At 72.2% G+C, this 11,916-nt stretch carries 11 protein-coding genes; 9 read left to right on the plus strand and 2 right to left on the minus strand.

Annotation, left to right across the window (positions count from 1 at the left end):
* Position 1 precedes the first annotated feature (1 nt).
* The 9 genes from QMG73_RS07415 (at position 2) to QMG73_RS07455 (ending at position 9,900) form a co-directional block, all read left to right on the plus strand.
* Entirely contained in the window at positions 2-586 is a 585-nt protein-coding gene (locus tag QMG73_RS07415; RefSeq protein ID WP_281893311.1) for a PadR family transcriptional regulator, read from the plus strand.
* Positions 583-1,296: an ABC transporter ATP-binding protein gene (locus QMG73_RS07420; protein WP_281893312.1), complete on the plus strand. Its 714-nt coding sequence runs from the start codon at positions 583-585 to the stop codon at positions 1,294-1,296. The genes QMG73_RS07415 and QMG73_RS07420 overlap by 4 nt, the downstream gene beginning before the upstream one ends.
* Positions 1,293-3,713, plus strand: coding sequence for an ABC transporter permease (locus tag QMG73_RS07425; protein ID WP_281893313.1), 2,421 nt, complete (start codon positions 1,293-1,295; stop codon positions 3,711-3,713). The genes QMG73_RS07420 and QMG73_RS07425 overlap by 4 nt, the downstream gene beginning before the upstream one ends.
* Positions 3,714-3,803: 90 nt before the next feature.
* On the plus strand, positions 3,804-4,682 hold the full coding sequence (locus QMG73_RS07430; RefSeq protein WP_281893314.1) for an ABC transporter ATP-binding protein: 879 nt from the start codon (positions 3,804-3,806) through the stop codon (positions 4,680-4,682).
* Positions 4,672-5,481, plus strand: a complete 810-nt coding sequence (locus tag QMG73_RS07435; protein ID WP_281893315.1) for an ABC transporter permease — start codon at positions 4,672-4,674, stop codon at positions 5,479-5,481. The genes QMG73_RS07430 and QMG73_RS07435 overlap by 11 nt, the downstream gene beginning before the upstream one ends.
* 28 nt (positions 5,482-5,509) lie before the next feature.
* Positions 5,510-6,604, plus strand: coding sequence for a sensor histidine kinase (locus QMG73_RS07440; RefSeq protein ID WP_281893316.1), 1,095 nt, complete (start codon positions 5,510-5,512; stop codon positions 6,602-6,604).
* On the plus strand, positions 6,601-7,257 hold the full coding sequence (locus tag QMG73_RS07445; RefSeq protein ID WP_281893317.1) for a response regulator: 657 nt from the start codon (positions 6,601-6,603) through the stop codon (positions 7,255-7,257). Before QMG73_RS07440 ends, QMG73_RS07445 begins: the two co-directional genes overlap by 4 nt.
* A gap of 19 nt (positions 7,258-7,276) precedes the next feature.
* On the plus strand, positions 7,277-8,827 hold the full coding sequence (gene ffh / locus QMG73_RS07450) for a signal recognition particle protein (RefSeq protein WP_281893318.1): 1,551 nt from the start codon (positions 7,277-7,279) through the stop codon (positions 8,825-8,827).
* Complete coding sequence (locus QMG73_RS07455) at positions 8,824-9,900, plus strand: amidohydrolase family protein (protein WP_281893319.1); 1,077 nt, start codon at positions 8,824-8,826, stop codon at positions 9,898-9,900. The genes ffh and QMG73_RS07455 overlap by 4 nt, the downstream gene beginning before the upstream one ends.
* Before the next feature lie 5 nt (positions 9,901-9,905).
* On the opposite strand, the gene QMG73_RS07460 is transcribed toward QMG73_RS07455, so the two are convergent.
* Positions 9,906-11,384: an outer membrane protein assembly factor BamB family protein gene (locus QMG73_RS07460; protein WP_281893320.1), complete on the minus strand. Its 1,479-nt coding sequence runs from the start codon at positions 11,382-11,384 to the stop codon at positions 9,906-9,908.
* Positions 11,374-11,889, minus strand: a complete 516-nt coding sequence (locus tag QMG73_RS07465) for a SigE family RNA polymerase sigma factor (protein ID WP_281893321.1) — start codon at positions 11,887-11,889, stop codon at positions 11,374-11,376. The genes QMG73_RS07460 and QMG73_RS07465 overlap by 11 nt, the downstream gene beginning before the upstream one ends.
* Positions 11,890-11,916 lie beyond the last annotated feature (27 nt).

Consider the following 11,916-nt stretch of genomic DNA (forward strand, 5'->3'; position numbering starts at 1 on the left):
CGTGAGTGTGAAGTTTGGGTTGCTGGCGTTGTTCGCCGATGGGCCCAAGTACGGGTACCAGCTGCGCACCGAGTTCGAGGCGCGGACCGGGGGCACGTGGCCGGTCAACGTCGGGCAGGTGTACACGACGCTGGAGCGGCTGGAGCGAGACGAGCTCGTCGCCGCCGAGGGCACGAACGCCCAGGGCCGCACGATGTACGCCATCACCGAAGCCGGCCGCGCGGCGCTCGACGGGTGGTTCTCGACGCCGGTCGCGGACGCCGACCGGCCGCGCAACGAGCTGGCCGTCAAGCTGCTGATGGCAGCCACCACATCCGGTGTCGACGTCGCCGAGGTCGTGCAGCGGCAGCGCACCGAGTCGCTGCGCCTCATGCGGGACTACAACACGCTGCGGCGAGACGCCGAGCAGACCGACGACATGGCGGGCGTGCTGTTGATCGACAGCCTCGTCTTCGCGCTGGAGGGCGAGGTGCGCTGGCTCGACCACGTCGAGTCGACGGTGCTGCGCCGGGGCGGCCGGCTGGCACCGGTGGTCCGCCTGCGTAAGCCTGGGCGGCCCGCGGCGTCCGTGCGGGGTGCGCGATGAGCGCGGTGTTGAGCTTCTACGGCGTCACCCGGGAGTACCGGTCCGGTGAGACGACCGTGCGTGCGCTCGACGGCCTGACACTGGAGGTCGAGGCCGGCGAACTGGTCGCCATCATGGGCCCGTCCGGCTCGGGCAAGTCGACGCTGCTCGCGATCGGTGGCGGGCTCGACACTCCGACATCCGGCGAGGTACGGGTGGAGGGCACCGCCCTGGATGGGCTGAGCCCCGCCGCGCTGGCCCGCTTACGGCGCGACCACATCGGATACGTCTTCCAGGACTTCAACCTGGTCTCCGGCCTGACCGCCGCCGAAAACGTGGCCCTGCCCCGTGAACTGGCTGGTGTCTCGGCGCGCGCCGCCCGTGCGGAGGCGGTCGCCGCGCTCGCCGAGGTGGGGCTGGACGGCACCGCGGACCGGTTCCCCGACCAGCTCTCCGGCGGCCAGCAGCAGCGCGTGGCCGTGGCGCGGGCGATGATCGGGCAGCGTCGCCTGCTGCTCGCCGACGAGCCCACCGGCGCGCTGGACTCCGTTACCGGGCAGGCGGTGCTCGATCTCATCCGGTCTCGGGTCGACGCGGGCGCGGCGGGCGTTCTCGTCACGCACGAGGCGCGCTTTGCGAGCTGGGCCGACCGGATCGTCTTCCTCCGCGACGGCCGGCTGGTCGACTCCACCGGCGGGCGGGACCGGGTCGAGGAGCTGCTGTCGTCATGAGTTTTTCGGAGACCGCGGGGTCGTGGCGGGTCGCGGTACGGGTGGCCCGCCGGGCCGCGTACCGGAGCAAGGCACGCACCCTGCTCATCGTGTTGATGCTGGCTCTGCCCGTGTTCGCCGGCACCTTCCTGGCGCTGTCCTACACCGCCACGTACACCTCGGTCGATACCGAGGCCAGCTGGCGGCTGGGGCGTGCCGACTGGAAGATCAGCGGAGACGGGCTGGAGGCGGTGGTGGCAGGGCTCCCGGCCGGCAGCGAGAGCACCTGGATCACGTACGGCCACACGGTGGTTCGTACGGGCGACACCTACCGCGTACGCGACTACATGTCGGTCAATGTGGACGATCCGCTGACGGAGGGCATGTTCGCCGTCCGCACCGGCCGGGCACCACGGGGGCCCGGCGAGGCGGCGCTTTCGGGCCGGTTGGCGTCGCTGGACGGGGTGAAGGTGGGCGACCGGGTACTGGCCGGCATCCCGCCCCGGGAACGGACCATCGTCGGCATCATCGACGCCTCCAGCGAGTTGAGCCTTCCGCTCCTGGTCACCGGAGCCGACCAGGCGCTGTCCGACAGCGGCAGGCACGCTCTGATCCAGGTTCCCGAGGGAGCGTCCTGGAATCCGCGTTCCACACCGGATACCCAGGTGTCCACCATGCACCGGCCCGACGTGGGGCCCAGCGCGGCCGAGCAGGCCCTCCGCACGGCCGCGTTCATGCTCGTCGTGGGCTTCGCCGGCACCCAGGTGGCGCTGCTCGCCGGTGCCGCGTTCGCGGTCGGCGCTCGCCGGCAACGGCGCGAGCTGGCCATGATCGGCGCCGTCGGTGCCAGCCGCCACCAGGTCGCCCGCATGGTGCTCGCCAACGGGCTCGTACTCGGCGCGTTCGCCGGGATCGCCGGCGTGGGGCTGGGCGCGCTGGCGTACTGGTCGAACCGTGGCCAGGTGGAGCGGATCGCCAACCATCCGATCAACGATGGCGCGGTACCGATGCTGTGGCTCACCGGGATCGCGCTGTTCGCGGTCGTGGTCGGACTCCTCGCCGCGCTGGGGCCGGCGCGCGCGGCGGCCCGCCAGACCGTGCGGGCCGCGATGGCCGACCGGGAGGCGGTGTCGAAGGGCAGCAACGTTCGGTGGCTGGTCGGCGGCCTGCTGCTGGCGGCCTGCGGCGCGGCTGCCGCGGTGGTCGCGTCCGGGCCCACCGGCAGCATCGCCACCGTGACCGCGGGCACCGTGGCGATCCTGCTGGGCGTGACGGCGATGGCGCCGCTGCTGGTGGCGGTACTGGGCCGGGCGGCCGGGCGGCTTCCGCTGGCGCTGCGGCTCGCGGCCCGGCACGCCGCCCGCCACCGGCTGCGCACCGCTGCCTCGGCGGCCGCGGTGTGCACGGCGGTCGCCGGCAGCATGGCGCTGATGCTGTTCAACGCGGCGGAGTCCACCGAGAGCGAGCTGAGGCAGCCCAACGCGCGTACCGGCCAGGTGCTGGTGCCGGCGGGAGTACCCGAGACGGCGGCACGGGAGGCCGCGCGAGAACTGCCCATGCGAGACGTGGTGCCGTTGACGGTGGCCACCGAGCAGGCGGCCGCAGCGCCCGGGCCGTTGTACGAGAACGGAGGGCTGCCGGCGTTCGTGTCGCAGATCGTGGCCATCGGCGGCGCCGAGGTCATCCGGGCGGTGACCGGGGCGGAACCGCCGGAGGCCGCGATGCGGGCCTTGCGGGACGGCGGGGCGGTTGCCTTCTACCGCGAGCACGCGCCCGACGGCACGCTCTCGATCATCGATGGAGCCAGCATGCCGGCCGTGGTCGTACCCGCGCCCGACTACTACCTCGACCTGCCCAGCGCGGTCGTCTCGCCCGAGACGGCGTCCCGGTACGGGCTCACGGCGTCTCCCGGCGGCGCGATCATCGATGTGACGCGGGTGCCCACCGAGGCGGAGATCGTCGCCGCCAACTCCCGTGTCCTGGCCGCGCAGCTCACTGACGGGTCAAGCGCGGAGCCGGCTGAGGTGACGGTGGGCGCCAAGCCGCTCCCCGGCGGGCGGGACTACGGCGCCATGTTCCTCGTACTGGCGGCGATCAGTTCGGTCGTCACGCTGGCCGCAAGCGCGGTGGCCGTCGGCCTGGCCACGTCCGAGATGCGTAACGATCTGTCCACACTGGCCGCTGTGGGAGCCGGGCCACGGCTGCGGCGCCGGATCGCGGCGGCACAGGCCGGGCTGATCGTGGGCGTCGGGGCGGTACTGGGCGCGGTGGGCGGCGTCGCTCCGGCAGCGGGGATGGTGGCGTTCCGCGGCGACCTGGAGTGGCACGTCCCCTGGGGTCCCCTGGCGGTGACGGTGCTGTTGGCCCCGACCCTGGCGGTGTTCCTGACCGCCCTGCTCACTCGCCCGCGGCTGGTACTGGTCCGCCGCCTCGCGTAGCGCGCGCCCCGGCGTGTACGTCGGGTGGCGTACGTCGCGTGTCGTTTCGTGGCGGACGCCTCCAGGCTCCCGCGCCGGGAGCCTGGAGGCATGTTTCCGGTAGAGACACACGAGCTCACGAAGCGGTACGGCGGGCACCTCGCCGTTGACCGGGTGAGCCTCACCGTGAAGAGCGGTGAGATCTACGGCTTCCTCGGCCCGAACGGCGCCGGGAAGACCACCACGCTCCGGATGCTGCTCGGGCTGATCCGGCCGACGTCCGGCACGGTGCGCATGCTCGGGCGGGAGCCGGGGCGGCTCGCCGAGATCGGTGCCCTGATCGAGGGCCCGGCCTTCTACCCGTACCTGTCCGGGCGCGAGAACCTGCGGGTGCTCGCCCGGTACGCGGGCGTCCCCGCACGGCGGGTCGAGATCGTGCTGGAGATGGTGGACCTCGCCGAGCGCGGCAAGGACCGCTACGGCACCTATTCGCTCGGCATGAAGCAGCGCCTCGGCGTGGCGGCGGCGCTCCTCAAGGACCCGCGCCTGCTGATCCTCGACGAGCCCACCAACGGCCTCGACCCGGCCGGCATGGCCGACATGCGGGCGCTGATCCGGCGGCTCGGCGCGGCTGGCAGCACCGTCGTGATCTCCAGCCACCTGCTGGGCGAGGTGCAGCAGATCTGCGACCGGGTCGGCGTGATCTCGCAGGGCCGGCTGATCACCGAGAGCACGGTCGCCGACCTGCGGGGCGGCGCCCGGCTGCGGGTGGTCGCCGACCCGATCGACGCCGCCGCCGCGCGGGCCCGCGCCCTGCTGGGCGATGACCGGGTACGCGTCGACGGCGCCGGCCTCGACCTGGACGTCTCGCACGACCGGGCCGCGTGGATCAACGCCGAGTTTGTCGGCGCCGGCATCGCGGTCAGCGAACTGGGCGTACGCGAACGCGAACTCGAAGACGTCTTCCTGGAGATGACCCATGTGGGCTAGTACTCGTGCCGAACTGACCAAGCTGGTGCGGCGTCCGGCGAACTGGCTCCTGCTCGCCGTCGCCCTCGCGCTCAGCCTGACCTTCACGTACCTGGTGCCGTACGCCGGCGCGGACGGACCGACCGCCGACCGGGGCGTCGCGTCGACCCTCCCGGACCACCTGGTCGGCAACTCGATCGGCGGCTGGCCGGTATTCGCCGGCGCGATCGCGCTGATCCTCGGCGTGCTCGCCACGGGAGGCGAGTACGGGTGGGGCACCTGGAAGACGGTGCTTGCGCAGGGGCCGTCGAGGCTGTCCGTGTACACGGGGAAGCTGGCGGCGATCGGCCTCGCTGTCCTCGTCATGGTCGTGACGCTCTTCGCCGCTGGCGCGGTGACCAGCGCGGCGATCGCAGCCGCCGAAGGGGCGGTGATGCATTGGCCCTCCGCGGGCGACCTCGCGGTCGGGGTCGGCGCCGGCTGGCTGATCGCGATGATGTGGGCGATGCTCGGCGTCGTGCTCGCGGTCGGGTTGCGCGGCGTGGCGATGCCGATCGGGCTGGGCCTGGTGTGGCTGATGGCGGTGCAGAACCTGCTCACCGCCGTCGCCGCCCCGCTGCTCGACTGGGTCGCCGAGGCGCAGAAGGGCCTGCCCGGTCCGAACGCGGGTTCGCTGGTGGCGGCGCTCGGCACGTCGCCACAGACACCCGGGGTGGCCGAGCTGGTCGGCTCCGGCCAGGCCGCGGCCGTGGTGGGGGCGTATTTGGTGGTGTTCGGACTGCTCGGCGGGCTGCTGCTGCGGCGCCGCGACATCCTCTAGCAAGATGGACAGCGATTCCTCAAGGAAGATGGACATCGTGAGGCGGAAGCTGGCGCAGGACGCGATCCTCGCCGTGGTGCTGATCGTGATCGGCCTGATCGGCACCACGGGCGCCGGAAAGATCCAGAAGATCGACGTCACCTGGTGGATGTACGCGCTGGTCGTGATCGCCGCGTCGATCCTGGTGGCGCGCCGCCTGCGCCCACTGTGGACGCTCGCGGCGGTGGCGTTCCTGGCCTCGGCGTACCTGGTGGGCGGCGGCCCGTGGGGGCCGATCCTGCTTTCGTTTCTGGTCGCGGTCTACACCGTCGCGCGGCACCACCCGACCCGCGAGGCGGCGATCTGGACGGGTGCGGCCCTCCTGGTGCTGATGGCGCACATCGTGGTCGACGGCGACTTCAGCGGCCTGGTACCGGCTTCGGCGTGGGCGGTGGTGCCGTTCGCGGTGGGCGTGACGGTCCGGCTCACCAGGGAGGCCGCCGCGCGAAACCAGGCCGAGCTGGCCCGCCAGTACGCCGACGAGGAGCGGCTGCGGGTCGCGCAGGAGGTGCACGACGTGGTGGGGCACGGGTTGTCGGCGATCAACATGCAGGCCGAGATCGCGCTGCACCTGCTGCCCAAGCGTCCCGAGCAGGCCGAGGCGGCGCTGAACGCGATCAGTCGCACGAGCCGCGAGGCGCTCGACGAGCTGCGGGTCACCCTGGCGCTGGTACGCCGTCCGCAGGGCGACGAGACCCGCGCCGCCACCGCCGGACTGGCCCGCCTCGACGCCCTGGTCGCCCGGATGTCCGAGACCGGCGTACCGGTGACGGTGGAGGTCACCGGCGAGCGGCGCGACCTGCCCGCGGTGATCGATCTGGCGGCGTACCGGGTGGTCCAGGAGTCGCTGACCAACGTGCTCCGGCACGCCGGGGCGGCCACGGCTACGGTGCGGTTGGCGTACAAGACGGAGGAGGTCACCGTGGAGGTCACGGACACTGGGCGCACCGCCGCCCCACCATCGGGCGGGGGGCACGGCCTGGCCGGCATGCGGGAACGCGTCGACGCGCTGGGTGGCGAGTTCGACGCCGGGCCGATGCCGGGCGGCGGCTTCCGGGTGTACGCGAGGCTGCCGCTCTCATGATCCGTGTACTGATCGCGGACGACCAGGACCTGGTGCGCCTCGGCCTGCGCACCCTGGTGGAGAGCGAAGACGACCTGGCGGTGGCGGGCGAGGCGGCCGACGGCCTCGCGGCGGTCGAGATGGCGCGGCGCGAGCGCCCCGACGTGATCCTGATGGACGTGCGCATGCCCGGCATCGACGGTATCGAGGCGACCCGCCGCATCGTGGCCGACGCGTCGCTTGCGGAGACCCGCGTGATCGTGCTGACCACGTTCGAGCTGGACGAGTACGTGTTCGACGCGCTCCGGTACGGGGCCAGCGGGTTCCTGATCAAGGACACCAAGCCCGCCGAGTTGCTGCGCGCCGTCCGGCTGGTCGCCGAGGGAGAGGCGCTACTGTCGCCGTCCGTCACGCGACGGGTCGTACGCGAGTTCGCGACCCGCCCGAGCCGGGCCGCCAAGCCGCACCCGCAACTGGGCACGCTCACCGAGCGCGAGCGGGAGATCGTCGGGCTGGTCGGGGAGGGGCTGAGCAACGACGAGATCGCCGAGCGGCTGGTGGTGAGCCCGGCGACGGCCCGTACCCATGTCAGCCGCGCCATGATCAAGCTGAGCGCCCGCGACCGCGCCCAGCTCGTGGTCTTCGCGTACCAGTCCGGGTTGGTCCCCCTTTAGCCCCGGGTACCCTGGCTCTGTGTTTGACACCTTGAGCGACCGGCTGTCCGGGATCTTTACCAAGCTCCGTGGCAAGGGCCGGCTCACCGACGCCGACATCGACGCGACCGCGCGCGAGATCCGCCTCGCGCTGCTGGAGGCCGATGTCGCGTTGCCAGTGGTCAAGGCGTTCATCGCGGCGATCAAGGAGCGGGCGCGCGGTGCGGAGGTGTCGCAGGCGCTCAACCCGGCCCAGCAGGTCATCAAGATCGTGCACGAGGAGCTTGTCGGCGTCCTCGGTGGCGAGGCGCGGCGGCTCCAGTTCGCCAAGCAGCCGCCCACCGTGATCATGCTGGCGGGCCTCCAGGGCTCCGGTAAGACGACGCTCGCGGGCAAGCTGGCCCGCTGGCTGAAGGCGCAGGGCCACCAGCCGCTGCTCGTCGCCGCCGACCTCCAGCGCCCCAACGCGGTCGGTCAGCTCCAGGTCCTCGGTGGCCGGGCGGGCGTCGAGGTGTACGCGCCGGAGCCGGGCAACGGGGTCGGCGACCCGGTACAGGTGGCGAAGGATTCGATCGAGCACGCCCGCCGCGTCGCCCGCGACATCGTCATCGTCGACACCGCCGGCCGGCTCGGCATCGACGCCGAGATGATGGCGCAGGCGGCCGCGATCCGTGACGCGGTCGACCCGGACGAGGTCGTGTTCGTCATCGACGCGATGGTCGGCCAGGACGCGGTGACGACCGCCGAGGCGTTCCGCGACGGGGTCGGCATCACCGGTGTCGTCCTGTCCAAACTCGACGGTGACGCCCGGGGTGGCGCCGCGCTGTCGGTACGGCACGTGACGGGCCAGCCGATCCTCTTCGCGTCGACCGGTGAGAAGTTGGAAGACTTCGACGTCTTCCACCCGGACCGGATGGCGAGCCGCATCCTCGGCATGGGCGACATGCTCACCCTGATCGAGCAGGCGGAGCAGGCGTTCGACGCCGACCAGAAGGAGAAGATGGCCGCCAAGCTCATGGGCGGCGAGACCTTCACCTTGGAAGACTTCCTCGATCAGCTCATCGCGGTGCGCCGCATGGGCCCGATCGCGAACGTGCTCGCCATGATGCCGGGCATGGGCCAGATGAAGGACCAGCTGGCGGAGCTCGACGACAAGCACTTCGACCGGGTCACCGCGATCATCCGGTCGATGACGCCGGGCGAGCGCACCAACCCGAAGATCATCAACGGCTCCCGTCGCGCGCGCATCGCCAACGGCTCCGGCGTGACCGTCATGGACGTCAACCAGCTGCTCAACCGCTTCGTCGAGGCGCAGAAGATGATGAAGCAGATGGGCGGGATGATGGGCCTGCCCGGTGGCCGGCGCAAAGCCACCAAGTCGCCGAAGAACAAGCGCAAGGGCACGAAGGGCGGCAACCGCCCGCGCACCAGCGGCGCCATGCCGGGTGGGATGCCCGGTGGCATGCCGCAGCTGCCGGCCGGGTTCGACCCGAGCGCCTTGGGTGGGGCCGGTGGCATGCCGCCCGGCTTCAAGCTCCCCAAGATTGACTTCGGCAAGCTCGGCAAGAAGAAGCCCGACTCCGACGAATGATCGGGCACGTACGGGGCGTCCTGCTGCCCGACGGCGAGGAGCGTGACCTCTGGCTCGTCGGGGACCGGGTCACGTTCGAGCCGGTACGGGGCGCGACGACGATCGCTGACCGCGGATACATCGTGCCGGGGCTGGTCGACGCGCACTGCCACATCGGCATCGCACCGGGCGGTGGCCCGGTCGGCGATGTCGCGCAGGCGAAGGAGTTGGCCGCCAAGGATCGCGACGCCGGGGTGCTCGCCATCCGCGACGCCGGTTCGCCGTACCCGTACCCCCAGCTCGACGACGACCCCGACGTGCCGCGACTGGCCCGCGCCGGCCAGCATGTCGCCCCGCCGAAGCGTTATCTGCGCGACATCGGCGTCGAGGTCGGCGCTCCGGACGTCCCCGCGGTTGTGGCCGCGCAGGCGCGCGCGGGCAACGGATGGGTCAAGCTCGTGGGCGACTGGATCGACCGGTCCGTGGGCGACCTGGCGCCGGCGTGGGACGCTGCCACGCTGGCGGCGGCGGTGCGCGCCGCGCACGACGCGGGCGCGCGGATCACCGCGCACCTCTTCTCCGAGGAGGCCGTCGAGGTCCTCGTGCGTGCCGGCATCGACTGCGTCGAGCACGGCACGGGGCTCTCGCTCGAACTGATCGACGAGATGGCGCGGCAGGGCATCGCCCTCGTACCAACCATGATCAATATCGCGACGTTCGGCGACATCGCGGCACGGGCGGACGACAAATTCCCCGTGTACGCCGACCACATGCGCGCCCTCGGCGATGGGTTCCCGGCGGTGGTGCGCGCGGCGTACGAGGCGGGCGTGCCGATCTACGTGGGCACCGACGCCGGCGGTGGCATCACGCACGGCCGGGTGGCCGACGAGATGCTGAGCCTGCAAGCGGCGGGTATGAGCGCGTTCGACGTGCTGCGGGCCGCCTCCTGGGGCGCCCGGGAGTGGCTCGGCTTCCCCGGCCTTGTCGAGGGCGGCCTCGCCGACCTGGTGGTCTACGAGGCCGACCCCCGACAGGACCTGCGGGTGGTACGCGCGCCGCACCGGATCGTGCTGCGCGGCCGCGTCATCCGGTAGCCCGCTCAGCGGGGAGCGATGTCCCACACCTGGAAGCCCGTGAGGCCCGGGCACACCAGCCGCAGGTGGGTCCAGGAGCAGAACCGGGGAGTCTGAAGGTCCTTGAGCGGGCTGTCACCCAACTCCTGGCGTGAACCGTCGGCCGCGGTCACGGCGGCGAGCTTGCCGTTGCCGAATGACAGCAGCGTGCCGGTGGAGACCCAGGCAAGAGCCGCCCGCTGGTCCGCCTCGCCGAGCAACTGCGTGCCGTCGTGATCGAACAGCGCGCTCGACGTCTCGCCCGACGTCCCCGCCATTCCGGCCACGAGGACCCGCGCGCCACCCGGTACCAACTGTTGCGCTCCGTTCGGCGCCGGCTTGCGCCAGATTTCCCGGCCGCTGGCCACGTCCACGGCGGCGATCTCGGTGGACTCTTCCAGCCCTTTTCCTTCCAGCAGGCAGATCCGATCGTCGCCGCACGGGACCATGTCGAGATAGCTGCGCCCCGACGCGGCTTTGCTCAGCTCCCGGGCCGCCCCGTCGCCGTCTACCTCGGCTACGACCACCCTGTTCGGGCCCATACCGCGATGCGTGCCGTAGAGCCGCCCGTCATACGCCAGATAGTGCGAATCGGCGCCGATGCCGATTCCCGGGCGGGTGGAGCGCACCGCGCCGGTGGCTGAATCCCGTACCACGAGTGCTCCACCGGCGGTGATCTGCAGGATCCGGGGATCGCTCAGGTGTGCGGGGAACGCGCTGTTGGAGCTGCCGGGCGGGGCGTCGGTCGGGCCGTACATGCCCAGGCTCGCGACCGGCGGATCGGCCGGGGCGGCCTCGTCCCACACGACCTTGCCGTTGTCCCAGTCACGCGCCGAGATGGCGCCGGCCTCGGTCACGTGTACCAGTACGGAGTCGTAGAAGAGCAGGTCGTCCCCGTTGATGTCGAAGGGAAGCTCCCATCGCGTCCGGCCGGTGTCCGGGTCGACCACGTACAACTGCTGATCCGGGACCGTGCCGTCGTTGCGCTCCCCGATCGCCAGCAGCGCCCGCGGCACCGCGATGATGCCGTTCGAGTCGTCGAACTCGCCGAGCGTGCGTGCCGGCCAGGCGACCTTCCCGGTCTCCAGGTCGGCGGCGGCCACCCGCAACGTGCCGTCCTCCTCCTGCCAGCCGGCGTACGCCCGGTTCCCCGCGATCGCGGTCAGCCCGAACCGGACCTGCTGGCCGCCGTACCGGATCTCGTCGCCGAGCGGGCGTGCCGGACCGAGCTGGACCGGACCATCCGGGGGCGGGGCCACCGGTTCGGGGCCGGCCGCGTCGCGCGCCAGCCACGACCCGCCGGTCAGGCCAGCGGCCAGTACACAAGCCGTGGCGAGGCCGGCGGCGATGAACCGGGCACGCCTGCGGCCCTCGCCCCTGCGCCGGGCGGTCGACGGATCGCCGAGCGGGATGTCGTCGGCGTCGCGGCCGAGCGCGGTGAACATGCGGTCCAGATCAGTTGGCATCCGCGGAACCTCCTCGTACTGGCTGCGGCACAAGGTCGCCGAGAGTGGCGGCGAGGCCGGCTCGCCCGCGGGAGAGCCAGGACTTGACCGTGCCGGCGGTCGCGCCCGTCTCGGCCGCGATCTCGGCGACGGAGCGGTCCAGCAGGTAGTGCAGCGCGAGCGCCCGACGGTGCGCCGCCGGCAGCGTGCGCATGGCCTTGACCAACAGCACCGTGTCTTCCGAGGGTGGTGCGGCGGGCGCCGGCGGCCGGGACACGGCGGCGCGGGCCCGGCGTACCCGCAGGTGCCGCCAGCGGTCAGCGGCCAGCCGGGTCACCACCAGCCGCAACCACGCCTCCGCGTCGTCGTACCGGCTGACCCGTCGCCAGCGCTGCCACGCGCGTGCGTACGCCTCCTGTACCAGGTCCTGCGCTTCGGCCGGGTCGCCGGTCAGCCCGTACGCATAGCGCAACAGGCGTCTGGACGTGTCCCGGTAGAACGCGTCGAACCCGTCGGCCTCTGCCATCCCCACCGCCTATTCGATCGTGTCTTT

Source organism: Phytohabitans aurantiacus (genome assembly GCF_027923225.1).
Taxonomy (GTDB): domain Bacteria; phylum Actinomycetota; class Actinomycetes; order Mycobacteriales; family Micromonosporaceae; genus Phytohabitans; species Phytohabitans aurantiacus.

What these genes read in the sequence shown, in the direction of transcription:
- QMG73_RS07460 (WP_281893320.1), bottom strand. Translation starts at nt 11,384, where the DNA reads ATGCCAACTGATCTGGACCGCATGTTCACCGCGCTCGGCCGCGACGCC.
- QMG73_RS07430 (WP_281893314.1), top strand. Translation starts at nt 3,804, where the DNA reads ATGTTTCCGGTAGAGACACACGAGCTCACGAAGCGGTACGGCGGGCAC.
- QMG73_RS07425 (WP_281893313.1), top strand. Translation starts at nt 1,293, where the DNA reads ATGAGTTTTTCGGAGACCGCGGGGTCGTGGCGGGTCGCGGTACGGGTG.
- QMG73_RS07420 (WP_281893312.1), top strand. Translation starts at nt 583, where the DNA reads ATGAGCGCGGTGTTGAGCTTCTACGGCGTCACCCGGGAGTACCGGTCC.
- QMG73_RS07435 (WP_281893315.1), top strand. Translation starts at nt 4,672, where the DNA reads ATGTGGGCTAGTACTCGTGCCGAACTGACCAAGCTGGTGCGGCGTCCG.
- QMG73_RS07445 (WP_281893317.1), top strand. Translation starts at nt 6,601, where the DNA reads ATGATCCGTGTACTGATCGCGGACGACCAGGACCTGGTGCGCCTCGGC.
- QMG73_RS07455 (WP_281893319.1), top strand. Translation starts at nt 8,824, where the DNA reads ATGATCGGGCACGTACGGGGCGTCCTGCTGCCCGACGGCGAGGAGCGT.
- QMG73_RS07440 (WP_281893316.1), top strand. Translation starts at nt 5,510, where the DNA reads ATGGACATCGTGAGGCGGAAGCTGGCGCAGGACGCGATCCTCGCCGTG.
- QMG73_RS07465 (WP_281893321.1), bottom strand. Translation starts at nt 11,889, where the DNA reads ATGGCAGAGGCCGACGGGTTCGACGCGTTCTACCGGGACACGTCCAGA.